The following is a 25,192-nucleotide window of genomic DNA, read 5'->3' as shown; positions in this document are numbered from 1 at the left end:
CATTAAGGCAGAAGCAATCCACTGAGATGAAAGCAAACCAAGGAGAATTGGCCGGTTTCGATGCGGAAGGTACCGCACAATCCCTGGAAAGGGCGCTGGGCCTGGTAACGCCTTATGTCCACAGGACGCCGGTAATGAGCTCGAAGCAGCTCGACGGGCTTTCGGGGGCACAGCTCTTTTTTAAATGCGAAAATTTCCAGCGGGGGGGTTCCTACAAGATCCGCGGGGCCACGCATGCCCTGCTGCGCCTGAAGGAACAGCGGGAAATCCGTGCGGTGGTCACCCATTCCTCGGGCAATTTTGCACAGGCCCTCTCGCTGGGGGCGCAAAGCCTTGGCATGGAGGCCCACATCGTCATGCCGGAAAATGCACCCCGGGTCAAACGGGAGGCCGTGGCTGCCTACGGGGGCCGCATTGTCCTCTGCAAGCCAACCCTTGAGGCCCGCGAAGCGGAGGCAGCCCGGATTGGCAGGGAAACGGGAGCCGTGTTTATCCACCCTTCCAACGATCCGATGGTGCTCCTGGGCCAGGGCACGGCCTGCATGGAATTGCTGGCGGAGGTCCCGGACCTGGATGTGGTGGTGGCCCCGGTAGGGGGTGGGGGATTGTTGGCCGGCACCAGCCTGGCGACGGCCTGTTTCGGCTACGATTGCGAGCCGGTTGGTGCGGAACCGATGGCAGTGGACGATGCCTACCGGTCGCTGCAAAGTGGGCGGATTGAACAAAACGAGCGCACCGATACGGTCGCTGATGGGTTGCGCACCGTGCTGGGCAGCCATACTTTCCCGGTCATCCGGCAGCATGTCCGGACCATTATCCGGGTGGAGGAAGATGAAATTATCAGTGCCATGCGGCTGGTTTGGGAGCGGATGAAAATCGTGATCGAACCCTCGAGCGCCGTGGCATTTGCGGCTGTACTGAAGGAACCCGGACGGTTCCGCGGGAAACGCACCGGCATCCTGGTATCCGGCGGCAACGTGGACCTGGGCGACCTGCCGTTCTAGCAGGAGGGCCACCGTGGGGCCTTGCGGTTAAATGCCCCCGTAGCCAATGCGGTGTCAGGTTTCAGGAGGAGGTTATTCTTCCGGCCTGTTTTCAAGGACCTCCCGGGCCCGTTCGATACTCCCCAATACCTTGTCGCGCATCGCCTGTACTTTTACCATTTCCTCTTCCAGCCATTCCTTTTTTTCAGGGCTCAGGGCTTTGCCCTTCATGACTTCCTCATGGTCAAACCGGTCCCCGAAGCCCCGCATCCAGTCCATCATGCTCTGATAGGCGTCCTGCAGGTCGGTCATCGCCTTTTGGTAGGGACTGCCGGCCCCGGTGGAATCGGCAATCGGTTTCAGCTCGGCCACCAGTTTCGAGATGGTCTTCATTTCGTTCATCGCCTCATCGTGGATGGCAACCACTTCGGCCATCCGGTCCGATCCCGTATCCGTTTCCTGCTTCTTTTCCCCTTTGCAGCCCGCCAGGAGCAAGGCTCCTCCGAGAACAAGGCCCCAAAGGGCGCCGGGGTTCAATAAATGCTTCATTGCTTCGGTTTATACCTTCAAAAGTAGGAACTTTGCCCCAATTTTGCCCCCATGAGTGATACCCGACGCAGGTGGATGTATTTATTGGTCCTGGCAGTGATCTGGGGGAGTTCCTATATCCTGATCAAAAAGGCGCTTATCGGGTTCACCCCCCTCCAGCTCGGGAGTGTGCGTATCGTAATGGCCACGGGGATGTTGCTTCTCATAGGTTTCAGGTCCCTGAAAACCATCGGCAGAAAGCAGTGGAAGTGGATCGCCCTGAGCGGGGTGGTCGGAAGCCTGTTTCCCATGTACCTGTTTGCCTTTGCCGAAACGGAAATCGCCAGTTCGGTCGCCGCGGTACTCAATTCGCTCGTACCCCTTTTTACATTGTTTGTGGGCTATTTTGCCTTTGGCATCTCCTTTTACCGGAACCAATTGATCGGTGTGCTGGTCGGATTTGCGGGAGCCCTCCTCCTGATCGGTTTCGGGTCCATGGTCAGCCCGGGGCGGAATTACTGGTATGCCGGCCTGGTGGTTTTGGCTTCCCTGGGGTATGCCTGCAATGCCAATATCATCAAGAGCAAGCTTTCCGGGGTCAGCCCAATGGGGATTGCAGTCGGGAACTTTATCTGTATCCTGTTGCCTGCCCTGGTCCTCACCGGCGTATCCGGTGCCCTGAGCGAGCCCGTGCGCCAGAATCCGGAATTCTGGCCGTCCATCGGCTACCTCTTCCTGCTCTGTGCCTTTGGCACGTGTGTGGCCAAGGTCCTCTTTAACCACCTGATCCATATTTCGACGCCCGTTTTCTCGGTATCTGTAACCTACCTGATACCCGTGGTCGGTGTGCTGTGGGGCCTGGCGGACGGGGAGCCCTTTGGCCTTAAACAACTGGGGGCCGCCGGTCTCATCCTGCTGGGGGTTTACCTGGTGAACAAAAAAAGGCGCCTGCAGAAACAGGCGCCTGATATCGGGTCCGGGAAATAGGTCAGTCAAAATCAGACTCCTGGACGGAGTAGTTCACCACGGCCTCCTGCAGCGTCGTTTCAATTTGCTGCGGCCCCATGGACTGGCTTTTTACGGAAGGGAACAGGATACCATCCACCTCCTGGTAGTCGGAAATCAGCGTTTCCTGGTTCTGGGTCTGCCCGTTCATGTTGATCACAGAGGCTTCCTTCACCTTCAGGCCGGTTTCCACGTCGTAATAGTAGCTTGCCTGGATGGTCTCCCCGGGGACATCGATGCGGTAGGCGGGCCTGCCCGCCACCTCTTCCGTGCCCGCTAATTTGGCATTCGGGTTACCGGCCACCGCCTGTTCCGGGAAAATCCCCATCACCTGCTGCATGTCCTTTTTCATCTGTTCGGGCAGGGGCATTTTGTTGGGCCCTTGTTTCATATAGAGTTCGTCCCCCTTGGCCACTACGCCCATCATCGGGTTGTCGTTCATGAAGGTGGTCTGGGCATAGCGGTCGGCGGTGCGGACCTCTTCAACCCGGATGGTAGCGCCCATGGCATTGCCTTGGTACACCAGTTTGAGGGACTCGATCTGGCTGATCTGGTCCTTGCCCCCGATTGCCTCCAAGAAGCGGTCAATGACGGATTGGACCGTGGTCCCTTCCGGGACGGATGCGCTGTAATCCGGCTTCTCAACCGGGGAAGCGGTTTTGTCGTAGTATTTCACGGGGACCTTGCGACCCTCGAAGGTGATGTTTTCGATGTTTTCCAGTACTTCGCTCCCCTTTCCGGCTACCACGATACGCGCGTTGGAGGGTTCAAAATACTTCTGGGCGGCCTGCTCCACGTCCTCCTTGCTGATGTTGCTGATGCGCTCCAGGTAGGTCTTGTAATAATCCTTGGGCAGGTTTTCTGTTTCGATATTCAGGGCGTAACGCGCAATGGTAGCGGGTTGTTCCAGTGCCAGCACGAAACTACCCGTGTATTTGGCCTTGGCGATCTCCAGTTCCTTGTCCGAAACGGGCTCTTCCCGGATGCGTTTGATTTCCTTCAGGATTTCCACCACCGAACTGTCGGTAACCATATTCCGGACGCTGGCTGTGGCCCGGAAGCGGGAGGGGCCATATTTGTCGCTGCTGATACTGGAATACGAACCATAGGTGTACCCTTTATCTTCCCGGAGGTTCATAAAAAGTCGCGCCTCGCCCCCGCCACCGAGGATCCTGTTGGCTACCAGGGCAGGCAGGTAATCCGGGTCGTTCATCTGCAGCTCCACGAGGTTCTGGACGGCGATCTCCGACTGTACGGCATTGGGCATGTCCACAAAATTCACCTGGGTATACTGGGCGTCCGAGGGCGCCGAAAAGGCAAATGTCGGCGGGGCAGCCTTGGTCCAGGGCGTGAAGTATTCGGTAACCAGTTCCTCGACCTGTTCAAAGGAAACATCCCCGATGACCACAAGGTAGGCATTGGCGGGAACAAAATAGTTCCTGTAGAATTCCTCCACGTCGTAAAGCGTCACGTTGTTGACGGTCTCCTCGGTGGTAAATTCCCCATAGGGGTGGTTTTTTCCGTAGGCCAGGGCCCGTTGCACCCGACCGGCTATTTCGGAAACGTCTTTTTCCCCTGCTTTCAGGGCTGTGAGCAATTTTTCTTTTTCCTTTTCAAATTCCTCTTCCGTGAACATCGGGTAGAGGGCGCCCTCGGCCATCAATTCGAGGATGCGCGGGAAATAGGAGCTAAGGGACTGGGCAAAGGCGCTCTGGGAACCAAAATTGATGGTGGCCCCCAGGAAATCTACCTCCTCGTTGAATTCGTCCTTTGGGATATTTTTGGAGCCATTGCCCAGCAGGCTTCCCATGAGGGAGGCCACGCCGGCCTTGTCCCCTTCCAGGATGGGGGGGTTGTCCAGCAAGAGCTGGATGGTGACCCGGGGGAGCTTGTGGTTTTCCACCACCAGGACCTTCAGGCCGTTACTCAATTCAAAACGCTGCGGATCCTGCAGGTTGATTTCGGGAGCAGGCCCGGGCTCCGGCATCCGGGACCGGTCTGTCTGGGCATTTAAGCCAAAACAGGTTGCAACTAACAGATATAGGAATATGCTCTTTTTCATTTTTTTAATTTTCTTGTTGTTCTTCCGGCAGGTAATCGATCACGACACGCTGGTTGGGCTTGAGGTACTTGATGGCCACCTCACGGATTTCTTCACGGGTAATGGAACGGTAGATTTCGATCTCCTTATTTATGAGTTCCGTATCCCCGTATAACATATAATTGGTAGCCAGGGAGGATGCGATGCCCTGGATACTGGAGTTTGAATTCACGTACCGGTTTTCGAATTTGTTCTGGAGCTTCTGGTAATCCCGTTCGGAGACGAGTTCCATCCTTACCCGGGCTATTTCCTCCTCGACTTCGGTAACAAGGGTGTCCAGGGGCGTTTCCCCTACAGGGAGGCAAAAGACCACATACATCCCGTAATCCTCCTGGCCGATATTGAAGGCGCCTACCTGCAGGGCCTGTTTCTGGTCGTCCACCAGCTTTTTGTAGAGCTTGGAACTCTTGCCGTCGGACAGGTAGGACGAGATCATATCCAGCACATACGCATCCCGTTGTTTGAAACCCGGGGTGCGGTAGGCGACGATCGAAGCGGGGATCTGGATGTTCTTGTCGTAAAAGGTAGTCCGCACCTCGCCGGAAATCGGTTGTTCCACGGGATAACTCCGGCTGATCTGATCGCCTGCCGGGATTTCGCCGAAATATTTCTGTACAAGCGTGCGCGTTTCGGCCGTATCGATGTCGCCGGCAACCACCAGGACCGCATTGTTGGGTACGTAATACTTTTCGTTATAGGCGATCACATCTTCCAGACTGGCAGCTTCCAGGTCTTCCATATACCCGATATTCGGATCCTTATAGGGGTGGGATTCAAAGAGGTTATTCCCCAGGACGGGGAGGATCTGGCCGTAAGGCGAATTGTCGTACCGGAGCCGGCGCTCCTCCTTGACTACTTCTATCTGGGTGTCCAGTCCCTTCTGGTCGATGACCGGGTGCAGCATGCGTTCGGACTCCAGCCAAAGGCCGAGCTCCAGGTTGTTGGAGGGGAAAACCTCATAGTAATAGGTCCGGTCCTGAGAGGTGTTGGCATTGTTCTGACCGCCACGGGAGGAGACGATTTCGAACCATTTGCCTTTTTCGATGTTTTTGGTCCCTTCAAAGAGCAGGTGTTCAAACAGGTGGGCGAAACCGGTCCGGCCTTCCGTCCGGTCTTTGCCCCCCACATGGTACATCACCGAAGTGACCACTACCGGGGCCGTATTATCCTGGTGCAGGATGACATGCAGGCCATTGTCGAGGTCGTATTCCTGGAATGCGACTTCCTGGGCCTGTACCAACAGAGTGGCGCCCAGTAGGAGGGCTGATAGGAAATTTTTTTTCATTTCTGGTATGGTGTTAAGCAATAAAGGGTGAAGGATTCTTCTTACGTTAGCTGTTTTTTTCTAAAATAAAGAGATTCTGTAGAATTATTCCCGGTGCCCCGGGTGTTTTAACACTTTGTTAATAGGCAAAAAGCGGTCAGCCCGATTTACGGGGCTTCAGGACATGGATATTGCCACAATAATGTTATCTTTAAATCATCCAAATAACAGCATTTCACTATGACGCTATATGCACTTCCCGTCCGTTTCGGACTGGCGACCAGCGGTTGCCTGATTGCCTATTTCCTGATCCTTTCCCTCTTTGACATGCATACCAATGTTTTTTTCAGCTTGTTCAACGGGGTGATAACCGGATTCGGCATCTATGAGGCGATCAAGGTCTTCCGGTTGCGGTCCGGGGATCGCTTCAATTACGGAAGGGGTTTTACGGCCGGGGTTGTGACGGGATTTGTTGCCACGCTAGTTTTCACCATCTTCTTTGCATTCTACAGCACGGAGGTCAACACCGACTTCCTGTCCAACCTTTCCACTACCTTCTTCAAGGATTTCAAGGACTTTGAGGGGATTGTCTTCTTCACCGTAGCCATCATGGGCTTCGCGACGACGGTCGTTCTGACCCTCACTTTTATGCAGTTGTTTAAATCTTCCAACAACCCTAAAAAATCTTCCTAAAATCCCCGTACCAGCCTTGCCAGTTGTGAATTAAGCAGTATATTTGCACCCGCCTTTGACGGTAGCGGACGTGGAGCGCCCGGATCGGAGGTAATTCAAAAACAAAAGTAACGGATACGCTATGTACGCAATTGTAGAGATAGCAGGGCAGCAATTCAAAGTTGCAAAAGACCAGAAGGTTTATGTCCACCGCCTCCGGGAAGAAGAAGGTCAGAAGGTTTCCTTTGACCAGGTGCTTCTTATCGGGGACGGGGATTCAGTAACCATCGGCGCCCCGGCTATAGACGGAGCCGCAGTAGAGGCTAAAGTCGTAAAACACCTGAAGGGAGACAAGGTTATTGTCTTCAAGAAAAAACGCAGAAAAGGTTACCAAAAGAAAAACGGACACCGCCAGTCATTAACCGAATTGATGATTGAGGGCATCGTTGCCAAAGGGGCCAAAAAAGCTGCTCCTAAGAAAGCAGAGCCTGCAACAAAAGAGGCAGCCCCCGCCAAAAAAGAAGCCCCGGCCAAGGCCGAAGCCAAAAAGGAGGCAGCCGCCGAGAAGAAAGCTCCGGCCAAGCCAGCCCCGAAGGCCGCTGAGGACCTGTCGTCCAAAACGGTAGCGGAATTGCGCGAAATGGCAAAGGCTCAGGAAATCACCGGCTATTCTTCCATGAAGAAGGCGGAGTTGATCGAAGCCCTGGGCGGAAAATAAATTTGAACCGGGAAGCGTTTCCCAAAAATCTAACAGATCATGGCTCACAAGAAAGGTGTAGGAAGTTCTAAGAACGGACGCGAATCGGAATCGAAACGCCTGGGCGTAAAGATATTCGGTGGCCAGAAGGCTGTTGCAGGCAATATCATTGTCCGCCAGCGAGGCACACGTCATAACCCCGGCGACAATGTGTATCTGGGTAAGGACCATACCCTGCACGCCAAAGTGGACGGTATTGTCCGTTTCGATAAAAAGTCAGGAGGCAAATCCTTTGTCTCCATCGAACCAAGCGAGGCGTAACACCCTGCGTTGGATTACACGCACGCCCTGGGCCGGTACTTTCCGTCCCAGGGCTTTTTTATGCCCAATTCAGGCTGCCCTGGTCACTATTGGCGCATTTTTAAGCCTAAAATTTTCGAATTGGACTTGTGCCGTAAGGTGTTTTTGGATTACTTTTTACGGGAATCTTAAAAAACCACTAGCATGAAAAAATCAATTATGGCCGTTGCCCTGGCCTCCACGCTGCTGTTCAGCAGCTGTCTGGGCTCCTTCAGCGCGTTCAATAACCTGAAGGACTGGAACATGGGTATCTCCGACAGTAAATTTGTCAACAACCTGGTTTTCTGGGGGTTGAATATCATCCCGGTCTACGGGTTGTTCTTTCTCGGGGACACGCTGATCTTCAACGTGATTGAATTCTGGTCCGGCTCCAACCCGGTTGCCATGCGCGAGGGGGAATCCGAGGTGCAACTGGTCGAATACCAGGGGAATACCTACGAACTGAAGGCCACCAAAAACCGCATGGCCGTTAAAGTTCTGGAAGGACCCAAAAAAGGCGGCAAAATAGAACTCTTTTACCGGCCGGACGAGAAATCCTGGAATGCGATCCGCCCCAGCGGGGAGATCATCCCGCTTTCCCGCATGGAAGAGGGGTTCTACATCGTCTACATGCCCGACGGCAAGGAACTGCGCATGAACCAGCAGACGACCCGGGAGGAAGGGCTCGCCCTTATCCGGGAGTACCGGGATTGCTATACCCTGGATGGTATGCTCGCCGAGGCGAAATAATCCCCGGTTGAAATTCATCGAAAAACCCCGGCTGGGTTCACCAGCCGGGGTTTTTTATTTTATCCGATAAGACGGCCTTGTGGGATACAGCGCCGATCCGGAACAGGTGCGGGACCGCTCCGGCGGAATATCAGTACCGGTAATAGTCGGGCTTGAAGGGGCCTTTCTGGGGCACCCCTATATAATTGGCCTGCTCCGGGCGCAATTCCGTGAGTTCTGCCCCCAGGCGGGCCAGGTGGAGCGCCGCTACTTTTTCGTCAAGGTGCTTGGGAAGCGTATATACCCGGTTTTCATAGCGGTCGTGGTGCTTCCACAGTTCAATCTGGGCCAGGGTCTGGTTCGTAAAGCTGTTGCTCATCACAAAGCTCGGGTGGCCCGTGGCGCAGCCCAGGTTTACCAGCCGGCCTTCCGCCAGTACGATGATGTCTTTCCCGTCGATGGTGTACTTGTCTACCTGCGGCTTGATTTCGTCCTTGGTGTCCCCGTAGTGCGTATTGAGCCAGGCCATGTCGATCTCATTGTCGAAGTGCCCAATGTTACAGACAATGGCCTTGTCCTTCATGGCGCGGAAATGCGCTTCAGTGATGATGTCCCGGTTCCCGGTGGCCGTAATCAGGATATCCATTTCCGAAGCGACGGTTTCAAGCTTTTTGACCTCGAAGCCATCCATACAGGCCTGCAGTGCACAAATGGGGTCGATTTCCGCAACCGTGACAATGGAACCGGCCCCACGGAAGGAGGCAGCCGTGCCCTTGCCGACATCCCCGTAGCCGACTACCACGACCCGTTTCCCGGCGAGCATGGTGTCCGTCGCCCTGCGGATGGCGTCGACAGCACTTTCCTTGCAGCCGTATTTGTTGTCGAACTTGGATTTGGTGACCGAGTCGTTCACATTGATGGCCGGCATGGGCAGGGTCCCTTTTTTGAATCGCTCGTACAGCCGGTGGACACCCGTGGTGGTCTCCTCTGAAAGCCCCCGGATCCCTTTGGTAAGTTCCGGATAGCGGTCCAGCACCATGTTGGTGAGGTCCCCCCCGTCGTCCAGGATCATGTTCAGCGGCTTGCGGTCTTCCCCGAAGAACAGGGTCTGTTCGATGCACCAGTCAAACTCGGCCTCGCTCATCCCCTTCCAGGCGTATACCGGGATCCCCGCGGCGGCGATAGCAGCAGCGGCGTGGTCCTGGGTAGAGAAAATGTTACAGGAGCTCCAGGTGACCTCGGCGCCAAGGGCTACCAGGGTTTCGATCAGGACTGCCGTCTGTATGGTCATGTGCAGGCAGCCCGCAATCCGGGCGCCTTTCAGGGGCTGTGCCTGCCCGTACTCTTCCCGGAGCGCCATCAGCCCCGGCATCTCGGCCTCTGCCAGTTCAATTTCCTTCCGTCCCCAGGCAGCCAGGGAAATATCCCGGACTTTGTAAGGGGTGTAGTCTACCGCTTTTGTACTCATTATTGCCTTTTTATTTTAGTCTGCAGCTTTCCCGGGATGCTTCGGGAATCTGGTTTTAAATTAGTAATTTGTATTTCGCTCCCTGTGGGCGCTTAACTCTGTGCAAAGGTACGGATTAACTCCAATTTCCCATGCCGCTATACAAATCGACGCAAGCCGGTCCGGATTGCCGGGTCCATGTCTGGAAGGTCACCGAGCCCGAGGCGGAACTGGCCGCGGGGATTACCCTGAACCCGCATTGCCAGCAGCGATATGACGGCATGCGTTCCGAGTTGCACCGCAGGGCGTTTTTGAGCATCCGCCACCTGATGGCACGGGAAGGCTACATTGATGCCGATCTCTATTACGACCCTGCCGGAAAGCCCCACCTCAGGGACGGCACACATATCTCCATTACGCATTCCTTTGAGTTTACGGGGATCATCCTCTCCAAAAGCAGGGAGGTGGGCATCGATATCGAAAAACAGCGCGAAAAAATCCTGCGCATTGCCCATCGGTTTACCCCCATACGGGAGTACCGTTCCATGGCCAACGATGACGCCCTGATCCGCAAGCTCACCATGGTCTGGTGTGCCAAGGAGTCCCTTTATAAGGTAATGGCCATCCACGGCCTGAGCTTCCTCAACCATATTTGCATTGATGACTTTGCCATGGACAGCGGAGAGACGGGGGGGCAGGTAATGTACGATGGCAAAAAGACCGGTTTCGGCATCGATTTCTCGGAATTTGAGGGATTTACCTGTGCCTTTGCCGTCCGGGAAGAGGCCTGAGCACCCCCCGGTTGCAATATTCCCATTTATCGGACTACCTTTATCCAGCAATACCACGCTATGGACATATCAGTCGAATTAACCCTGAGCCCGCTGCAGGACGATTACGAAAAGGAAATAATCCGGTTTATCACCGCCCTGAGGGCCTCCGGGCTCACTGTCCTGGAGAATCCGATGAGTACCCAGGTCTACGGGGAATACGACCACGTCATGGAAGTCCTTGCCGCAGAAATGCGCAAAAGCCTTTCGGCCGTTGGGCAGGCGGTCTTTTTCATCAAAATGGTAAAGACGGACCGCAGCCGGTATGAACCCCATTTCTGATTTCTTTTTTGATCCGTACCGGGACCGGGAGGCCTGGCTGATCGCCCTGGAAGCAGTTGCCTTTGTTTTCGGGATCGCCAGCGTGGTGTATGCCAAACGGGAGAATATCTGGGTCTATCCCACCGGCCTGATTGCCACCCTGATCACCATGTATATTTTCCTTCGGGACGAGTTGCTCGGGGATATGATGCTGAACCTCTATTACTCGGTAATGAGCGTCTACGGGTGGTGGAACTGGTCGCGCCGCAAAGGCGACCGCATCCTGGTGCGCATCTCGCGGACAACCGCCCGGGAAAAGTGGATTGGGTTCCTGCTTTTCGTGTTTACGACGGCGTTTACCTATTTTGTCTACCGGGTCTTCGGAACGGAGATCCGTTGGACCAATTACGTGGATATGGTCACCTCCGGCATCTTCTTTACGGCCATGTGGTATATGGCGCTGAAAAAACTGGAAAACTGGACCCTCTGGATTGTGGCAGACATCATTACCGTCCCCCTCTATGCCTACCGGGGCTGGGGCATGCTGTCCCTCCAGTACCTCATATTCACTATCTTGGCCATCCAAGGCTACCTGGCATGGAAGAAGCACTTAGACAACAGCCCTCAGGCGTCCTGAAAGTGGTCCTTTTCGGTCCCGAATCGACCGGCAAAACCACCCTGGCCAAAGACCTGGCACGCCATTACAGGGAACCCTGGGTGCCCGAATACGCCCGGGAATATTTGCAGGACAAATGGGACCGGTTACAGCAGACCTGTGCACCGGAAGACCTGTTGCCCATAGCCCGCGGGCAAATGGAGCTGGAGAACCGGCTCGCCCGACAGGCGGAGCGGCTGCTGGTTTGCGATACGGACCTTCTTGAAACCAAGGTCTATTCCGAGACCTACTACCTGGGGAGTTGCGACCCCCGCCTGGAGGAGGCGGCCCTTGCTAACCGGTACGACCTGTATTTCCTGACGGATATCGACATTCCCTGGGAACCGGATGACCTGCGCGACAAACCCCTGGAGCGGGAGGAGATGTTCCGCCATTTCCAGTCGGCACTCCGGGAGAATAATCGCAGATTTGTTATCTTAAGCGGAAGCCGGGAAACCCGGCTGGAAACAGCAGTCAAACACATCGATAAACTTTTGGACACCATGAGCAACTTTACACCCGCAGACCTGGAATATATGGCCGAAAAGGGGATCAGCCCCGAAAAAGCCGAGGGCCAGATCGAAACGTTCCGGGAAGGGATCCCGCCGGTGCGGTTGCACAAGGCGGCCGTAGTGGGGGATGGGATTGTAAGGTTCTCGTCGGAAGAGGAAAACCGCCTGCAGCAGGCGTATCGCAACCGGGACGGGGATCTGGAGGTGCTGAAGTTTATCCCGGCTTCCGGGGCGGCCTCGCGGATGTTCAAGGCCCTCTTTAACTTCCTGCAGGATTTTGACCCGGAAACCGATTCGCTGGAGGAATACCTGGCAAAGCCCGGTCACCGGGACATCCGGAAGTTTTCCCAGCACCTGCGGGAATTCCCGTTTTACGGGCTGGTGCAGTCCCGGATCCGCGGGAAGGCGACCATCAGGGAAGCCGAGTTGCATGAATTTGTCCGGGAACTGCTTTCGGAAGATGGCCTGAACTATGGTTTTTATCCCAAGGGGCTTTTGCCTTTCCACAATTACGACGGGACGCTGGTCACCCCCTTCGAGGAGCACCTTTACGAAGGCGCCGCCTATGCCAGCAGCGGGGATACGGCGGCCCTGCACTTTACCATTTCACCCCAGCACAGCGAGCTGTTCAACAAGGAATTCAAGGCGGTAAACGACCGCGTGAGCAGTGAGGTTGCCCGCTCGTTCACGGTTGGGTATTCTTTCCAGAAACCATCCACGGACACCATTGCCGTGACCCCGGAGAATACTCCTTTCAGGGACAATGAGGGGCGGATACTGTTTCGCCCGGGCGGCCATGGGGCGTTGATTGAAAACCTGGACGAACAGGACGCTGACCTCATATTCATCAAGAATATCGATAATGTGGTGGTCCGTTCGGACCTCGGGGAGGTTACCCGCTGGAAGGAGATCCTCGGAGGATACCTGATTGAACTGCAGCAACAGGCCTTCAGCTATTCGCGCATGCTGTCGGAAGGCAGCCTGGACCACGACCTGCTCAACCGGATCAAGGCTTTCCTTGAAAACAGGCTCAATGCAAGGTTTGCCGACGGCTTCCAGGGGCTGAGTATTGAAAACCAGGTGGCTGTGCTCCGGGATAAACTGGCCCGGCCGATCCGCGTTTGCGGGATGGTCAGGAACGAAGGGGAACCCGGGGGAGGCCCATTCTGGATTACGGACCGAAAGGGCCATGAATCCCTACAGATTATCGAATCTGCCCAGGTGGATACCTCCGATAAGGAGCAGGAAACCATCTTTCGCGAATCCACCCATTTCAACCCGGTAGATTTGGTCTGCGGCGTGCGGGATGCCTACGGGGAAAAATACAACCTGTTGAATTTTGTGGACGAAAAGCAGGGCTTTATCACCGATAAGACCTCCGAGGGCCGCCCCCTCAAAGCCCTGGAACTTCCCGGCCTCTGGAACGGGGGGATGGCGTTCTGGAATACCGTCTTTGCCGAAGTGCCGGTCAGCACATTCAACCCGGTTAAAACAGTAAACGACCTCCTCAAGCCGGCGCATCGTACGGATGGAAAATAGCACGGGCAAATCCCGGAAATAGCACCCGGAAGATTTCGGATTCTGCGAGATGCCGGTTATATTTGCAGCATCTCAAAGGGGTGCTCCGCGATTCCGGCCAGGTTATTCAACCAGGCCAAAAACTCCGGGGCTGAGATTACACCCGCTGAACCTGGGCAGGTAATGCTGCCAAGGGACCGAGCGTAGGGAAAAGGCTTTCGGGCCGATTCCGGCCAGGGACAACCCATACAGGTTGGCCTTTGCCTGGGGCGCTCAAAAAATCAAATTAACCATAGGATAATAGCCCCTTTTATTCGTAAATCTTTTACGGATGAAAACTATTTTCGCTTTATTGGCCACGCTTGGGCTGGCTATTCAGACTTCTGCCCAGCAAACTCCCGCAGACAGCACACAAATGGATTCCATCCGCCTCGATGAGGTGCTGGTTGCCGCCGTCCGCGCACAGCAGGAATCGCCGGTGACGTTTTCGAACCTGAAGGCGGAGCGCATCCAAAGCCGTAACCTCGGCCAGGATATCCCGATACTGATGAATTACCTGCCTTCGGTGGTGACCACCTCCGATGCCGGTGCCGGGGTGGGGTACACCGGTATCCGGGTCCGTGGCAGTGATGCCACCCGGGTCAACGTCACCATCAACGGCGTCCCCTACAACGATGCAGAGTCGCACGGTACCTTCTGGGTGAACATGCCCGATTTTGCCTCCTCCACGGAAAACCTCCAGCTGCAGCGGGGCGTGGGTACCTCCACCAACGGGGCCGGGGCTTTTGGGGCCAGCCTGAACCTGCTCACCGATGCCGTTTCCCGGGATCCCTATGCTTCCCTTGCCGGCTCCGCCGGCAGTTTCAATACGCACAAGGCCACCCTGAAATTCAGTTCCGGCCTGCTGAAGGACCATTTTGAGGTGTCCGGCAGGTTGTCCCGTATCCGTTCCGACGGGTACATCGACCGGGCCACATCGGACCTGGACTCCTATTTTTTGCAAGGCGCCTACCTGGACGACAATACGCTGGTCAAGGCGCTCCTCTTCGGCGGACATGAGATCACCTACCAGTCCTGGTACGGATTTGACCCGGCAACCCTGGCTGCCATAGGCGTGGAAAACGACCTGGAGGAAAACCGCCGGTTCAATATCGCCGGCATACAGTTCGACCCGGACGGCAACTTCGAGGGCTTTTACGAGAACCAGGTGGACAATTACAAGCAGGACCATTTCCAGTTGCACTGGAACGAGCGATGGACGGGGGACCTGCAGACCAGCCTTGCCCTGCACTATACGCGGGGGCGCGGATTTTTTGAAGAATATGTGGACGAGTGGTACTACACCAATATCCTGTTTGCCCCGGATGCGTTCTACGCCTTCCTGGGCCTGGAAAACCCGGTGATCGACGGGGAGGAACAGGCCACCACGGACTATATCCGGCGCCGCTGGCTCGACAACGATTTCCTGGGGACGGTATTTTCGGCCATCTACAACCGGGGCCCGCTGGAACTGACAGTGGGCGGCGGCTGGAACACCTATCGGGGGGATCATTTCGGCGAATTGATCTGGGCCCGGTATGCGGGCAGCCTGGAACGGGGGGACCGGTACTACGAAGACGATTCCCGCAAGGAGGATCTCAATGTGTTTGCCAAGGCCAACTATGAGCTCGACAGCCACTGGCGCTTTTTTGCCGACCTGCAGTACCGGGGGGTGGCCTACGAGGCCAATGGGGTCGAAACCGGGTTAGTCGACGATACCTTCCGGTTCTTCAACCCCAAGCTGGGACTTACCTACCGGATTCGTCCCGGGCAGAACATTTATTTCTCCTATGCTGTGGCAAACCGGGAGCCAAACCGGAACGATTATGAAAGCGGTAACCCCCGGCCCGAACGGCTAAATGATTTTGAACTGGGATGGCGCCGGGCCGGGGAGGGGATGTCCCTGAATGCCAATGTCTACTATATGAGGTATAAGGACCAGCTCGTCCTCACCGGCCAACTGAACGATGTGGGTGCCCCCCTGCGGGCGAATGTGGGGGACAGCTACCGGCTGGGCCTGGAGATCGATGCCGACCTGAAGCTGGCATCCCGCCTCCGCTGGCAACCCAATATCGCCCTGAGTGTCAACCGGAACGTGGATTATTTCTTTCGCCGGGACGGGGAACTGACCGGCCTGGGGAACACGGAAATCGCCTATTCCCCCGGGGTGGTGGCCGGGAGCCGCCTGGTGTGGACCCCGACCGGCAACCTGCAGGCCGCCGTGCTCACCAAGTATGTCGGTGACCAGTACATGAGCAATATCGAGGCTGCGCGCTCCCGCCTGGATGCCTACACCCAGACCGACCTGAACCTGGAATACCGGCTTCCCGTTTCTGGCGGTTTCCCGGAAATAACCTTAACGGCCCTGGTGAACAACATCTTCGATGCCCGGTTCAGTTCCAACGGGTACTTTTACACCTTTGACGACGATTTCTCCAACCCGGGGACCATCACCACCGTCGAAGGGGTAGGGTATTACCCCCAGGCGGGCATCCACTTCCTGGCTGGGGCCCGGGTGCAGTTCTGAGGTTAGTTGCTGATGGTGACGATATCCCCGCTGCGCGTGGCCCGGTATTCCAGCATATTGTAGTAGCGCTGCCCGTCTTCCGGCGGGTTCAGCATCTGCCCGGTAAACAGGCTGTACTCGTAATCCTCGCAGGGGCATACGGCATTCTGTCCCTCGAGCTGCATGGTGGAGCAACTGTTCGGCGGGTGGTTCGGGCAGCTTGCCTCAAAGGCGCGCATCTGGTCAAAACCAGTGTTCATGACAAAAACCCCCCGGATACCCGTCCCCGTATTGCCTATATATACCGGGTTTCCGGTGCTGGTGAGCGGGCTGTACAAGGGCAGGTTGAGGTTCATCTCAAACCGGAATCCCAGTTCCTGGAGGTTCGGGTTCCGGTTGCGCGCATCCGTGCTGCACGCCATCAGGAGCAGGGGGAGGAATACCTTGTAAATTAAGCGGCTAGGGTTCATGCACTTGGGGTTTCTCTGGCAAAAATCAGCAAAAATTCCCTATATTCGCGTTAAATCCTCTCTAAATAACCCGCTTTGCCGGTAGGTTTGAAGGGGATTTTCTCTTTATAAATTACGGATGATATGAGTAAGGTATCCTATTATACGCCTGAGGGGATGAAGAAGCTGAAGGATGAGTTGAACCACCTCCGCGACGTGGAACGGCCCAGGGCTTCCCAGGCCATAGCCGAAGCGCGCGACAAAGGCGATCTGTCCGAAAATGCGGAATACGACGCGGCCAAGGAAGCCCAGGGCCTGCTCGAAATGAAAATTGCCAAGCTGGAAGAGGTAGTGGCCAACGCGCGCCTTATCGACGAATCCCAGCTGGATACGTCCAAAGTGCTGGTGTTATCCACTGTCAAGCTGCGGAACCTCCAGAACGGGCAGGAGCTCAGCTACATGCTCGTGGCAGAAAGCGAAGCCGACCTCAAGGCGGGAAAAATTTCCGTTACTTCGCCCATTGGCAAAGGGTTGCTGGGGAAAAAGGTCGGGGACACGGCCGAAATCCAGGTCCCCAACGGGACGCTGAAGTTCGAGGTACTCGATATCACCCGCTAGCAGACTTGCTTCGAAAGACCGGCAGGCCATTGAGGCCCGGGACTACACAAGATTATTTCCCCTGCCTGTAAACGAATCTGTACACGAACAGGACCCCGCGGCCTGCGGCCGCGGGGTCCTGTTTTTATCCTTGCATATTTCAAAAAATATTTAGATATTTATCTAAATATATAAATACGTGAATGCCGTCTTTAAATCCCTGAACGACCCCACCCGGAGGGAAATCCTGCAACTCCTAAAGGAACAGGACCTCAGTGCCGGGGAGATTGCGGATCGGTTCGACATCTCCAAACCCAGCATCTCGCACCACCTGGACATCCTGAAGCGGGCTGGTCTGGTCTCGGGCCGGCGGCAGGGCCAGTTCATCCTGTACTCCATCAACACCACCATTGTAGAGGACCTGCTCCAGTGGGTCCTGGACCTAAAAAAGTAACATCATGAAAACCTCTTTGAAAACCGAATTGCCGTTGCTCCTGATTGTCGCCGTACCCTTTGTCTACCTGGCCCTGCAGTGGAACCAACTACCGCAGGAGGTCCCCATGCACTGGAATGCCAGGGGGGAGATAGACCGCTGGGGTTCCAAATCCGAATTGTGGTTGATCCCCTTCCTGACTACGGTGCTTGTCTACCTGATATTCCTGGTGGTGCCGGCCATCGACCCCAAAAACAAAATTGAGGAGATGGGCGTAAAATACACCCAGCTGAAATACATTGTAACGGCCTGTATGGCGGCGCTCGCCGTGGTAATAATCCACATGTCCGGGACCAGTGGGGAGGTGTCCCCGGCGCCGCTGCTGGCGGTTATCGGCCTGCTTTTTATCCTGCTCGGGAACTATTTCAAAACAGTCCGCCCCAATTATTTTATCGGGTTACGGACCCCCTGGACGTTGGAAAGCCCTGAAATCTGGGACAAGACACACCGCCTGGGGGGTGTCGTCTGGTTTGTCGGGGGCTTGCTGATGGTCATCGCAGCAGCCTTCCTCAGCGGCCAGGCACTGATTTCGGTTTTCATTGGGATTTCCGCCGTGGTCATCACCGTTCCCCTGGTGTATTCCTACCTGCTATACAGGAAGCAGAAGCAGACCTGACAGGAAGCAGAAGCAGACCTGACAGGAAGCAGAAGCAGACCTGACAGGAAGCAGAAGCGCACCTGACAGAATGCAAATGCGGTCCGGAGTGCGGCGGGGAATTTCCTATCTTAGGGGTAAATCTCTGTTGCCATGCCCAGTATTTTCACCCGTATCATCAATGGGGAGTTGCCCTGTTACAAAGTTGCCGAAGACGCGGACCACATAGCCTTCCTCGACGTCAACCCGAACAGCCGCGGGCACACGCTTTGCGTCCCCAAAAAGGAAGTGGACAAAATCACCGATATGGAACCGGAAGGATTTGAGGCCCTGATGCGCTTTACCCGCAGGGTTGCCCTGGGGATTGAGGCTGCCGTTCCTTGCAGGCGGGTGGGGATAACGGTCATCGGCCTGGAGGTGCCCCACGTCCATGTCCACCTGATCCCCCTCAACAGCATGGCAGATGCCACCTTCCAGAAGAAGGAAAAGCTGGATGAGGGCGAATTTGAGGAAATTGCAGGGGCCATCCGGAAACAGCTCGGTTAACCTGCCCCTCCGGGGAAGGACCTGCCGATAGCTTCCCGTCCGGCCTGCCTGCTGCCGGCACCACCCATTCGGTAGAGCCCCTGAAGGTTCAGAAGAGCCCCTGCAGGTAGGCGTAGACCACGGCACCCACCAGGCAGATTCCCAGGAGCACCAGGACATAGAAGGCCGCTTTGAACCGTACCCGGGGCCTCTCGGGAGTCACCGCCTTTTCGTAGTATTCCACGCTCCGGTCGATATCCTCCGTCCATTTGACGGGGTAAATCAGGCTCTTGCAGGTGTTGCATTCGAGTTCCCGGGTCACTTCCCCGCTGATCCGGTGGTAAAGCGCCCCGTACAGGTGTTTCTGGTAAAACCGCAGGGTCAGGTCCTGGTTGAAGCATTCCGGGCAGTTGTTGCTAAGCGGCGCTTCCTTGATGACTTTTTGTTCCTGTTTTGCCATACTCAATGCTTTATGCGGAGGGAAATCTGCATCACCGTACCCTCCTTGCCGGAAGAAAGCACTTTGACCTTTCCCTGGTGATATTCTTCGACGATCCGGCGTACCAGGGACAGCCCCAGGCCCCATCCCCTTTTCTTGCTGGTGTACCCGGGTTCAAAGATACTATTCCATCGGGTTTTCGGTATCCCGTGCCCGGTATCGCTGATGAGCACATGCACCATGGGCGGGTCCGGTATGATTTCGAGGGCGATATCCCCCTTGCCCTTCATGGCGTCGATCCCGTTTTTGACCACGTTCTCGATGGTCCAGTTGTAAAGGGACCGGTTCAGTAGTACCTCTACGGATTCCACCCGGGAGTGGAAATTGAAATGGACCAGCTTGGAGCTCCTGACCCGCAGGTATTCAAAAGCGTGCCGGGTTTCCTCGACCAGGTCGTGGGGTTCCAGGCGTGGTTTCGAACCAATCTGGGAAAAGCGTTCCGTAATGGTTTGCAGCCGCCCGATATCCTTTTCGATTTCCGTGGTGATCTTTGGGTTGAGCAGCTCTGATTTGAGCAATTCGTTCCACCCGAGCAGGGAGGTAAGGGGGGTGCCGATCTGGTGGGCTGTTTCCTTGGCCATCCCCGCCCAGAGTTTGTTCTGTTCCGAGGCTTTGTTGGTTTTGAAGAAGAAGAAGATGACTGCCCCGAAGAGGAAGATGATAAGCAACAGGGCAATCGGGTAGAATTTCAACTTGTTGAGCACTTCGGAATTCCCATAGTAAAGCGTGGCCAGGAGCTGCCCCTGGTAGTCGATGCGGATGGGCGTATTCTCGGAGCGGAAGGTGGCAATCTTACGGGCGATCAGTTCCTCGTCCTCAGCCGCCACATCCGGCATGTTGTTGATGCGGTAGGAACCGTCTGCATTGACCAGGATCATGGGCGTACTGGTGTTGTTCTGGAAAACCTTCAGGTGGAGGTTGCCCAGCTCCTGCTCTTCGGACAGTCGCAGGAGTTCGGACTGGGCGGTTGCCCAGATCTCCATCTTGTTGCGTTCCTCCTCCTTGAATTTCCGGAAAAAACTATTGGTGTTCCAGAGTATCAGGCTGACGATCACAAAGGAGGTGATCAGCAGGATGGCGTTCAGGATTTTTTTTGGCGGATTGAATCGCATTCCCCCGTGGTGGATTTTTGACGTCCTGCAGGCCGGACAACCTGTATTCCGGGACGCCTCGTTGGTTAAATATAACTCAATTTGGCGGGATTTGTTGTGGTCCGGGGCAGGTCTTCCCGTTGTGGGATCGGCGTATTTTTACCTACCTTTGCGCTATGACGGAAGACACCCTTTCACTCCTGCCGGAAGCACTGGAAACACGAGAGTTACACGCTTTTTTACTGGGTGCCGTGGCCCCGCGTCCCATCGCCTTTGCCAGCACGGTCGATGCCGACGGGAACCCCAACCTGGCCCCTTTCAGTTATTTCAATGTTTTCAGCACCAACCCGCCTGTTTTGATTTTTTCGCCTGCCCGCCGGGTGCGCGACAACACGACCAAGCACACCCTGCAGAATGCCGAAAAGACCCGGGAGGTGGTGATCAATATGGTGTCCTTTGCCATGGTACAGCAGATGTCCCTTGCCAGTACCGAATACCCGGAAGGGGTAAATGAATTTGAAAAAGCCGGTTTCACCATGCGCCCCTCCGACCTGGTAAAACCCTACCGGGTGGCGGAGTCCCCTGCCCAGTTTGAGTGCAGGGTTACGCAGGTCACACCCCTGGGGGAAGGCGGGGGAGCCGGGAACCTCATCTTCTGCGAAGTGGTTAAGTTCCACCTGAAAAAGGACATCCTCTCTTCCCCCGGCATACCGGACCCGAAAAAAATGGACCTGGTCGCCCGGCTTGGGGGTAATTGGTACAGCCGTGCGGCGGCCGGCCTTTTTGAAGTGCCCAAACCCCTGTCCAGTCTGGGCATCGGTGTGGACGCCATACCGGATGCGATCCGCCTGAGCCGGGTACTCACGGGCAATGACCTGGGGAAACTCGGGAATGTGGAAAAGCTGCCGGATGCCCGCCAGGTGCGGGCCTTTGTAGACGGGGATGTAGATGCCCGGAAGGTACTCAGCGGCCGGGATGAGGAAGCGCTCCACCGTAGGGCCCAGAAGTACCTCGCGGAGGAAGACCCGGAGTCGGCGTGGAAGTTGTTGCTCGCAGGCCTGCAGTAGCTGGCAGGGTCTGTAAAGATTAAAAATGAACAGGAATAAAAATTAAACACCCTAATGGAAATTCAAGGAACCATCAAACTGATCGACGAAACCAAAACCTATGGAACCAACGGGTTCCGCAAGCGCGAGCTGGTTGTCACCACGGACGAACAATACCCCCAGCACCTGCTGGTGGAATTTGTCCAGGACAAAACGGACCTGCTCGACAAATTTCAGGTAGGCCAGCAGGTCAAAGTCAGTATCGACCTTCGGGGAAGGGAATGGACCAGCCCTCAGGGCGACACCAAATATTTCAACTCCATCCAGGGCTGGCGGATTGAAAGCCTTCAGGAGGGAGCCCCCGACAGCAATATCCCCCCGGTCCCCCCGGCGGATGCCTTTGAACCTGCGGATGACCTGAAGGAGGAAGATTACGACGACCTGCCTTTTTAAGGCGCTATCGGGGCTGGGGGCCCCCGGCCTGTTAATATGTCTGTAACCCGAACCATAGAAAGCCTTTTCAGGCGGTTCCTGCCGTCCCCCTTTGCCATTGCCGTACTGCTGAGTTTACTGACCTTCCTCCTTGGCGGTTTCTTCGGAGCCTTTCCGGACGGGAGGAATCCCTGGTCCGGCACGTTGCGTGCCTGGGAAAGCGGGCTTTGGAACCGGGACCTGCTGGTCTTTGCCTACCAGATGATGCTCATCCTGGTGCTTGGACACGTCCTGGTGTTGAGCAAACCGGCCGAGAAGCTCATTGGCATCCTGACGGCCCGGGCGGGTTCGGCTGCGGGTGCCGCACTGCTTGTGGCATCCACCACCATGCTGGTCTCCTTTTTCAACTGGGGCCTTGGGTTGATTTTCGGGGCGATCCTGGCCCGGAAAGTCGGGGAACACGCCCTGAAAAATAAAATCCCCATCAATTATCCGCTTATTGGAGCCTGCGGCTACCTCGGGCTCATGGTCTGGCACGGCGGCATCAGCGGTTCCGCGCCAATCAAGGCGAGTGAAGCCGGCCACCTGGACAGCCTTTTGCGGGGGGTTTTGCCGGAAACAAGCCTGGCTGCCCTGCCGGGAAGTATCCCCACTTCGGAGACGGTATTCGGGTTCTGGAACCTGTGCATCTTCCTGGCCGTGCTTTTTACCGTAAGCGGCCTTGCTTACTGGCTGGGGCGGAGTACCAGGACCCGGGCCGTGGAGCTGCCCGAGTATCGTTTCGATACCGCCCCGGGGCCCGATGGCCCGGGACACGGTGCGGAACGCATGGACCGCTCCCCCTGGCTGAGCACACTGTTTGCCCTACTTATTTTTACTGCGTTCCTGTTGCAGTACCTGCCCGATTTGCGGGAGTTGAACCTCAGCCCGGACATGCTCAATTTCTTCATGCTGGGGCTCGCCCTGCTCCTCCACGGGAATTTCCGGAATTTCCTCCATGCCGTCGAATCGGCCATTGGGGACACCGCAGGTATCCTCATCCAGTTCCCGCTCTATTTCGGGATCATGGGCATAATGACGGAAGCCGGACTGATCCACCGTATTTCAGATTTCTTTATCGCCATCAGTTCGGAGTGGAGTTTCCCCCTGTTTACCTTCTTCAGCGCCGGCCTGGTGAACCTGTTTGTCCCCAGCGGCGGTGGCCAATGGGCCGTACAGGGCCCGATCATCCTGGAGGCGGCCCTCCAGCTTGGGGTCCCCCTGCCCAAGGCGCTGATGTCCCTGGCTTATGGAGACCAGCTGACCAATATGCTGCAGCCTTTCTGGGCGTTGCCCCTGCTCGGGATCACCCGGCTTAAGGCGCGGGAAATCCTGCCGTATTCGCTCCTTTTTATGTGTTTGGCAGGGGTCGTTTACCTGCTTGGGTTGATGCTTTGGTGACGGATTTGGTAAATTAGGGGTAAAAACAGATGTCAGCGGCAAAGACCCCCATACCCTTTCTTGGGGAGGCACTTGTATTCCCACCCGCCGGAGCGGCGGGCAAGGACGGGCTGGTGGCTATCGGGGGCGACCTGGAACCCGAACGCCTGCTGCTCGCCTACCGGTCCGGTATCTTCCCTTGGTTCAGCGACGACTCCCTCATCCTTTGGTGGAGCCCGGACCCGCGCATGGTGCTGTTTCCCAATGAGCTCCGCGTTTCCAGGAGCATGCGGCAGTTGCGTTCGCGAAAGGTTTTCCGGGTTACCAAGAACCAGTGTTTTTCCCGGGTGATAGCAGCCTGTTCCCAGATTCCCAGGAAGGGGGAGCAGGGGACCTGGATTACCCCTGAAATGCAAGCCGCCTACATCCGGTTGCACGAGCTGGGCCATGCGGTTTCCTATGAAGTATGGCAGGGGGACGAACTTGTGGGCGGGTTATACGGGGTGGACCTCGGGGATGTCTTTTGCGGGGAGAGCATGTTCAGCCGTGTATCCAATGCCTCAAAGGCCGGGTTTATCCATATGGTCAGGGAGTTGGCAGCCCGGGAATACCGCCTGGTGGATTGCCAGGTATACACCAGCCACCTGGAAAGCCTCGGGGCCCGGGAGATACCCCGGGAACGATTCCTGGCCCTCTTACAGGGAGAGGATCAGGTTAAGATTGACAAATAAGACTTGGCTGTCACTGCGTGCCACTAAGAGCCACCTTATTTCAAAGGATTGCCGGGTCAATACAGGATATGGTTGTAGTTCGGCGGCAGGGCTTCCCGGAGCAAGAGCAAAGCGCCTTCGCTGTCATACAGGGCTTCGTATTGTGTCAGGCCCTCTTGCGTGCGTGTCTGGATGACCAGCTCATAGCGGAGCTGGGGCAGGAGCAGGTTCTGGAAGGCATTTTTCATCGTGACTTCCACAGAATCAAAGGCCTCGCGGGGATACTGCTGCTGGATTTTACGGACCCGGTGTTTTCCGAATGCCTCTGTCATATGGGATTGCATGCGTGCCCAGGTTTCATCGGGAATATCTACCGGTTTGATCCGTACCTCCACATCTTCCAGGACGCCTTCCGGGGTAAACTCAACGCTGTACCAGAGCCTTTGGAGCTTGAATTTCAGTTCAAAGCTGCTTCGTGCGGAATCGATTTCCTTATAGTAGCGCAACCGGCGGGCATCTGCCAAAAAGGGCTCCATCGCCTCCAGGGCCACCGGGGGAAACTGGTCCTTCCGGATCCGGAACTCCCGTTCCTGCTTTTGCTGGGCCCAACCGGAGGTCAGTACCGCCAGGAGGAAGAGGGGCAGAACGATTTTATACCTGGTCATGTCGGAAACAGGTTATTTCGTGATCATTGACCATGCCGGTAGCCTGCATATGGGCATACACCACCGTGCTGCCCACGAACTTGAACCCCCTTTTTTTGAGGTCCCGGCTCAGGGCATCCGAGAGGGGCGTGGTGGCCGGGGCTTTTTTATAGTCCCGCACGGCGTTGCGGATGGGGTGGCCGTCCGTAAAGCCCCAGATATACTTGCTGAAACTGCCGAATTCCTCCTGCACCTGCATGAATGCCCGTGCGTTTGAAACCGCGGCCTGCACCTTCAGCCGGTTCCGGATAATGCCGGGATCGGCAAGCAGGGCCGTTACCTTGTCTTCGCCGTACCCCGCGACCTTCCGGTAATCAAAGTTGTCGAAAACCCGGCGGAAATGTTCCCTTTTTCTGAGCACGGTAATCCAGCTGAGGCCGGCCTGGAAGGTTTCCAGCGTCAGGAATTCAAAGAGTCTCCGGTCATCACGAACGGGGACCCCCCATTCCTGGTCGTGGTAGGCTTCGTAAAGCGGATCTCCCAGGCACCAGCCGCATCGCTGTTTTTCCATGCCCGCAAGTAACGCAAAAATCGATTGCGGGGCAA

The 25,192-nt window shown here is 56.0% G+C and carries 28 protein-coding genes and 1 riboswitch; of the genes, 19 read left to right on the top strand and 9 right to left on the bottom strand.

Annotated features, from left to right (window positions below):
* The first annotated feature begins 26 nt into the window (after positions 1 to 26).
* On the top strand, positions 27 to 1,004 hold the full coding sequence (locus tag H7F20_RS01320) for a pyridoxal-phosphate dependent enzyme (RefSeq protein ID WP_185784347.1): 978 nt from the start codon (positions 27 to 29) through the stop codon (positions 1,002 to 1,004).
* 72 nt (positions 1,005 to 1,076) lie between these two features.
* Here the strand turns inward: H7F20_RS01320 and H7F20_RS01315 are convergent, their stop codons facing one another.
* Entirely contained in the window at positions 1,077 to 1,532 is a 456-nt protein-coding gene (locus H7F20_RS01315; protein WP_255443944.1) for a hypothetical protein, read from the bottom strand.
* Between the two features lie 51 nt (positions 1,533 to 1,583).
* Between H7F20_RS01315 and H7F20_RS01310 the strand changes: the two genes are divergently transcribed.
* Positions 1,584 to 2,498 carry a DMT family transporter gene (locus H7F20_RS01310; RefSeq protein ID WP_255443943.1) on the top strand — a complete coding sequence of 305 codons (915 nt, stop codon included), beginning with the start codon at positions 1,584 to 1,586 and terminating at the stop codon, positions 2,496 to 2,498.
* Position 2,499: 1 nt separating this feature from the next.
* Here H7F20_RS01310 and H7F20_RS01305 read toward each other — a convergent pair whose 3' ends face one another.
* Both H7F20_RS01305 and H7F20_RS01300 read right to left on the bottom strand, forming a co-directional pair.
* Positions 2,500 to 4,578, bottom strand: coding sequence for a pitrilysin family protein (locus tag H7F20_RS01305; protein WP_185784346.1), 2,079 nt, complete (start codon positions 4,576 to 4,578; stop codon positions 2,500 to 2,502).
* Between the two features lie 4 nt (positions 4,579 to 4,582).
* Complete coding sequence (locus tag H7F20_RS01300; protein ID WP_185784345.1) at positions 4,583 to 5,902, bottom strand: pitrilysin family protein; 1,320 nt, start codon at positions 5,900 to 5,902, stop codon at positions 4,583 to 4,585.
* Between the two features lie 219 nt (positions 5,903 to 6,121).
* Here H7F20_RS01300 and H7F20_RS01295 point away from each other — a divergent pair, with 219 nt between their 5' ends.
* From H7F20_RS01295 to H7F20_RS01280, 4 genes are all read left to right on the top strand, one after another.
* The gene (locus H7F20_RS01295) at positions 6,122 to 6,574 is read left to right on the top strand and encodes a DUF4199 domain-containing protein (RefSeq protein ID WP_185784344.1); all 453 of its coding nucleotides are present in this window, start codon (positions 6,122 to 6,124) and stop codon (positions 6,572 to 6,574) included.
* 121 nt (positions 6,575 to 6,695) lie between these two features.
* The gene (rplU, locus tag H7F20_RS01290) at positions 6,696 to 7,271 is read left to right on the top strand and encodes a 50S ribosomal protein L21 (RefSeq protein WP_185784343.1); all 576 of its coding nucleotides are present in this window, start codon (positions 6,696 to 6,698) and stop codon (positions 7,269 to 7,271) included.
* 39 nt (positions 7,272 to 7,310) lie between these two features.
* Positions 7,311 to 7,571, top strand: a complete 261-nt coding sequence (gene rpmA / locus H7F20_RS01285) for a 50S ribosomal protein L27 (protein WP_185784342.1) — start codon at positions 7,311 to 7,313, stop codon at positions 7,569 to 7,571.
* 183 nt (positions 7,572 to 7,754) lie between these two features.
* Positions 7,755 to 8,339, top strand: coding sequence for a DUF3332 domain-containing protein (locus H7F20_RS01280; protein WP_185784341.1), 585 nt, complete (start codon positions 7,755 to 7,757; stop codon positions 8,337 to 8,339).
* A gap of 130 nt (positions 8,340 to 8,469) precedes the next feature.
* On the opposite strand, the gene ahcY is transcribed toward H7F20_RS01280, so the two are convergent.
* Positions 8,470 to 9,786: an adenosylhomocysteinase gene (gene ahcY / locus H7F20_RS01275; protein WP_185784340.1), complete on the bottom strand. Its 1,317-nt coding sequence runs from the start codon at positions 9,784 to 9,786 to the stop codon at positions 8,470 to 8,472.
* A gap of 131 nt (positions 9,787 to 9,917) precedes the next feature.
* On the opposite strand from ahcY, the gene H7F20_RS01270 reads away from it, so the two are divergent.
* The 5 genes from H7F20_RS01270 to H7F20_RS01250 all read left to right on the top strand — a co-directional run bounded on the left by H7F20_RS01270 (position 9,918) and on the right by H7F20_RS01250 (position 16,107).
* Positions 9,918 to 10,556 carry a 4'-phosphopantetheinyl transferase superfamily protein gene (locus tag H7F20_RS01270; protein ID WP_185784339.1) on the top strand — a complete coding sequence of 213 codons (639 nt, stop codon included), beginning with the start codon at positions 9,918 to 9,920 and terminating at the stop codon, positions 10,554 to 10,556.
* 60 nt (positions 10,557 to 10,616) lie between these two features.
* Entirely contained in the window at positions 10,617 to 10,877 is a 261-nt protein-coding gene (locus H7F20_RS01265; RefSeq protein ID WP_185784338.1) for a thiamine-binding protein, read from the top strand.
* Positions 10,861 to 11,493, top strand: coding sequence for a nicotinamide riboside transporter PnuC (gene pnuC, locus H7F20_RS01260; protein ID WP_185784337.1), 633 nt, complete (start codon positions 10,861 to 10,863; stop codon positions 11,491 to 11,493). Before H7F20_RS01265 ends, pnuC begins: the two co-directional genes overlap by 17 nt.
* Positions 11,454 to 13,562, top strand: a complete 2,109-nt coding sequence (locus H7F20_RS01255) for a DUF4301 family protein (protein ID WP_185784336.1) — start codon at positions 11,454 to 11,456, stop codon at positions 13,560 to 13,562. Before pnuC ends, H7F20_RS01255 begins: the two co-directional genes overlap by 40 nt.
* 66 nt (positions 13,563 to 13,628) lie before the next feature.
* Positions 13,629 to 13,755: riboswitch (TPP riboswitch) on the top strand.
* A gap of 117 nt (positions 13,756 to 13,872) precedes the next feature.
* Positions 13,873 to 16,107: a TonB-dependent receptor gene (locus H7F20_RS01250; protein ID WP_185784335.1), complete on the top strand. Its 2,235-nt coding sequence runs from the start codon at positions 13,873 to 13,875 to the stop codon at positions 16,105 to 16,107.
* A gap of 2 nt (positions 16,108 to 16,109) precedes the next feature.
* Here the strand turns inward: H7F20_RS01250 and H7F20_RS01245 are convergent, their stop codons facing one another.
* Positions 16,110 to 16,556: a hypothetical protein gene (locus H7F20_RS01245; protein ID WP_185784334.1), complete on the bottom strand. Its 447-nt coding sequence runs from the start codon at positions 16,554 to 16,556 to the stop codon at positions 16,110 to 16,112.
* 123 nt (positions 16,557 to 16,679) lie between these two features.
* Here H7F20_RS01245 and greA point away from each other — a divergent pair, with 123 nt between their 5' ends.
* The 4 genes from greA to H7F20_RS01225 all read left to right on the top strand — a co-directional run bounded on the left by greA (position 16,680) and on the right by H7F20_RS01225 (position 18,766).
* Positions 16,680 to 17,153, top strand: coding sequence for a transcription elongation factor GreA (greA, locus tag H7F20_RS01240; RefSeq protein WP_185784333.1), 474 nt, complete (start codon positions 16,680 to 16,682; stop codon positions 17,151 to 17,153).
* Positions 17,154 to 17,331: 178 nt separating this feature from the next.
* Positions 17,332 to 17,586 (top strand): autorepressor SdpR family transcription factor, encoded by a 255-nt coding sequence (locus tag H7F20_RS01235; protein WP_185784332.1) that lies wholly within the window; start codon positions 17,332 to 17,334, stop codon positions 17,584 to 17,586.
* Positions 17,587 to 17,590: 4 nt separating this feature from the next.
* Entirely contained in the window at positions 17,591 to 18,241 is a 651-nt protein-coding gene (locus H7F20_RS01230; protein WP_185784331.1) for an SdpI family protein, read from the top strand.
* A 132-nt stretch (positions 18,242 to 18,373) separates the two neighbouring features.
* Positions 18,374 to 18,766, top strand: coding sequence for an HIT family protein (locus H7F20_RS01225; RefSeq protein ID WP_185784330.1), 393 nt, complete (start codon positions 18,374 to 18,376; stop codon positions 18,764 to 18,766).
* Between the two features lie 88 nt (positions 18,767 to 18,854).
* Here H7F20_RS01225 and H7F20_RS01220 read toward each other — a convergent pair whose 3' ends face one another.
* Positions 18,855 to 19,205: a hypothetical protein gene (locus H7F20_RS01220; RefSeq protein WP_185784329.1), complete on the bottom strand. Its 351-nt coding sequence runs from the start codon at positions 19,203 to 19,205 to the stop codon at positions 18,855 to 18,857.
* Positions 19,206 to 19,207: 2 nt separating this feature from the next.
* A complete protein-coding gene (locus H7F20_RS01215) occupies positions 19,208 to 20,356 on the bottom strand; it encodes a PAS domain-containing sensor histidine kinase (protein ID WP_185784328.1) in 1,149 nt (382 codons plus the stop codon).
* A 155-nt stretch (positions 20,357 to 20,511) separates the two neighbouring features.
* On the opposite strand from H7F20_RS01215, the gene H7F20_RS01210 reads away from it, so the two are divergent.
* The 4 genes from H7F20_RS01210 to aat are packed head-to-tail and all read left to right on the top strand — an operon-like array spanning position 20,512 to position 23,963.
* Entirely contained in the window at positions 20,512 to 21,402 is an 891-nt protein-coding gene (locus H7F20_RS01210) for a flavin reductase family protein (RefSeq protein WP_185784327.1), read from the top strand.
* Between the two features lie 54 nt (positions 21,403 to 21,456).
* The gene (locus tag H7F20_RS01205; protein WP_185784326.1) at positions 21,457 to 21,834 is read left to right on the top strand and encodes a DUF3127 domain-containing protein; all 378 of its coding nucleotides are present in this window, start codon (positions 21,457 to 21,459) and stop codon (positions 21,832 to 21,834) included.
* 36 nt (positions 21,835 to 21,870) lie between these two features.
* Positions 21,871 to 23,253, top strand: a complete 1,383-nt coding sequence (locus H7F20_RS01200; protein WP_185784325.1) for a short-chain fatty acid transporter — start codon at positions 21,871 to 21,873, stop codon at positions 23,251 to 23,253.
* 29 nt (positions 23,254 to 23,282) lie between these two features.
* Entirely contained in the window at positions 23,283 to 23,963 is a 681-nt protein-coding gene (aat, locus tag H7F20_RS01195; protein WP_185784324.1) for a leucyl/phenylalanyl-tRNA--protein transferase, read from the top strand.
* A 56-nt stretch (positions 23,964 to 24,019) separates the two neighbouring features.
* On the opposite strand, the gene H7F20_RS01190 is transcribed toward aat, so the two are convergent.
* Both H7F20_RS01190 and H7F20_RS01185 read right to left on the bottom strand, forming a co-directional pair.
* Complete coding sequence (locus H7F20_RS01190) at positions 24,020 to 24,607, bottom strand: hypothetical protein (RefSeq protein ID WP_185784323.1); 588 nt, start codon at positions 24,605 to 24,607, stop codon at positions 24,020 to 24,022.
* Positions 24,594 to 25,157, bottom strand: a complete 564-nt coding sequence (locus H7F20_RS01185; RefSeq protein ID WP_185784322.1) for a DNA-3-methyladenine glycosylase I — start codon at positions 25,155 to 25,157, stop codon at positions 24,594 to 24,596. Before H7F20_RS01185 ends, H7F20_RS01190 begins: the two co-directional genes overlap by 14 nt.
* Between the last annotated feature and the right edge of the window lie 35 nt (positions 25,158 to 25,192).

The organism is Robiginitalea sp. SC105 (genome assembly GCF_014243345.1).
Taxonomy (GTDB): Bacteria; Bacteroidota; Bacteroidia; order Flavobacteriales; family Flavobacteriaceae; genus Robiginitalea.
The sequence above is the reverse complement of the archived record's forward strand: the minus strand, read 5'-3'. Positions and strand labels throughout refer to the sequence as shown.

What these genes read in the sequence shown, in the direction of transcription:
- H7F20_RS01200 (WP_185784325.1), top strand. Translation starts at nt 21,871, where the DNA reads ATGTCTGTAACCCGAACCATAGAAAGCCTTTTCAGGCGGTTCCTGCCG.
- greA (WP_185784333.1), top strand. Translation starts at nt 16,680, where the DNA reads ATGAGTAAGGTATCCTATTATACGCCTGAGGGGATGAAGAAGCTGAAG.
- H7F20_RS01230 (WP_185784331.1), top strand. Translation starts at nt 17,591, where the DNA reads ATGAAAACCTCTTTGAAAACCGAATTGCCGTTGCTCCTGATTGTCGCC.
- H7F20_RS01255 (WP_185784336.1), top strand. Translation starts at nt 11,454, where the DNA reads ATGGAAGAAGCACTTAGACAACAGCCCTCAGGCGTCCTGAAAGTGGTC.
- H7F20_RS01310 (WP_255443943.1), top strand. Translation starts at nt 1,584, where the DNA reads ATGAGTGATACCCGACGCAGGTGGATGTATTTATTGGTCCTGGCAGTG.
- H7F20_RS01225 (WP_185784330.1), top strand. Translation starts at nt 18,374, where the DNA reads ATGCCCAGTATTTTCACCCGTATCATCAATGGGGAGTTGCCCTGTTAC.
- H7F20_RS01320 (WP_185784347.1), top strand. Translation starts at nt 27, where the DNA reads ATGAAAGCAAACCAAGGAGAATTGGCCGGTTTCGATGCGGAAGGTACC.
- H7F20_RS01215 (WP_185784328.1), bottom strand. Translation starts at nt 20,356, where the DNA reads ATGCGATTCAATCCGCCAAAAAAAATCCTGAACGCCATCCTGCTGATC.
- H7F20_RS01205 (WP_185784326.1), top strand. Translation starts at nt 21,457, where the DNA reads ATGGAAATTCAAGGAACCATCAAACTGATCGACGAAACCAAAACCTAT.
- H7F20_RS01295 (WP_185784344.1), top strand. Translation starts at nt 6,122, where the DNA reads ATGACGCTATATGCACTTCCCGTCCGTTTCGGACTGGCGACCAGCGGT.
- H7F20_RS01265 (WP_185784338.1), top strand. Translation starts at nt 10,617, where the DNA reads ATGGACATATCAGTCGAATTAACCCTGAGCCCGCTGCAGGACGATTAC.
- H7F20_RS01270 (WP_185784339.1), top strand. Translation starts at nt 9,918, where the DNA reads ATGCCGCTATACAAATCGACGCAAGCCGGTCCGGATTGCCGGGTCCAT.
- rplU (WP_185784343.1), top strand. Translation starts at nt 6,696, where the DNA reads ATGTACGCAATTGTAGAGATAGCAGGGCAGCAATTCAAAGTTGCAAAA.
- H7F20_RS01280 (WP_185784341.1), top strand. Translation starts at nt 7,755, where the DNA reads ATGAAAAAATCAATTATGGCCGTTGCCCTGGCCTCCACGCTGCTGTTC.
- H7F20_RS01210 (WP_185784327.1), top strand. Translation starts at nt 20,512, where the DNA reads ATGACGGAAGACACCCTTTCACTCCTGCCGGAAGCACTGGAAACACGA.
- H7F20_RS01300 (WP_185784345.1), bottom strand. Translation starts at nt 5,902, where the DNA reads ATGAAAAAAAATTTCCTATCAGCCCTCCTACTGGGCGCCACTCTGTTG.
- H7F20_RS01305 (WP_185784346.1), bottom strand. Translation starts at nt 4,578, where the DNA reads ATGAAAAAGAGCATATTCCTATATCTGTTAGTTGCAACCTGTTTTGGC.
- H7F20_RS01245 (WP_185784334.1), bottom strand. Translation starts at nt 16,556, where the DNA reads ATGAACCCTAGCCGCTTAATTTACAAGGTATTCCTCCCCCTGCTCCTG.
- rpmA (WP_185784342.1), top strand. Translation starts at nt 7,311, where the DNA reads ATGGCTCACAAGAAAGGTGTAGGAAGTTCTAAGAACGGACGCGAATCG.
- aat (WP_185784324.1), top strand. Translation starts at nt 23,283, where the DNA reads ATGTCAGCGGCAAAGACCCCCATACCCTTTCTTGGGGAGGCACTTGTA.
- H7F20_RS01185 (WP_185784322.1), bottom strand. Translation starts at nt 25,157, where the DNA reads ATGGAAAAACAGCGATGCGGCTGGTGCCTGGGAGATCCGCTTTACGAA.
- ahcY (WP_185784340.1), bottom strand. Translation starts at nt 9,786, where the DNA reads ATGAGTACAAAAGCGGTAGACTACACCCCTTACAAAGTCCGGGATATT.
- pnuC (WP_185784337.1), top strand. Translation starts at nt 10,861, where the DNA reads ATGAACCCCATTTCTGATTTCTTTTTTGATCCGTACCGGGACCGGGAG.
- H7F20_RS01315 (WP_255443944.1), bottom strand. Translation starts at nt 1,532, where the DNA reads ATGAAGCATTTATTGAACCCCGGCGCCCTTTGGGGCCTTGTTCTCGGA.
- H7F20_RS01190 (WP_185784323.1), bottom strand. Translation starts at nt 24,607, where the DNA reads ATGACCAGGTATAAAATCGTTCTGCCCCTCTTCCTCCTGGCGGTACTG.
- H7F20_RS01220 (WP_185784329.1), bottom strand. Translation starts at nt 19,205, where the DNA reads ATGGCAAAACAGGAACAAAAAGTCATCAAGGAAGCGCCGCTTAGCAAC.
- H7F20_RS01250 (WP_185784335.1), top strand. Translation starts at nt 13,873, where the DNA reads ATGAAAACTATTTTCGCTTTATTGGCCACGCTTGGGCTGGCTATTCAG.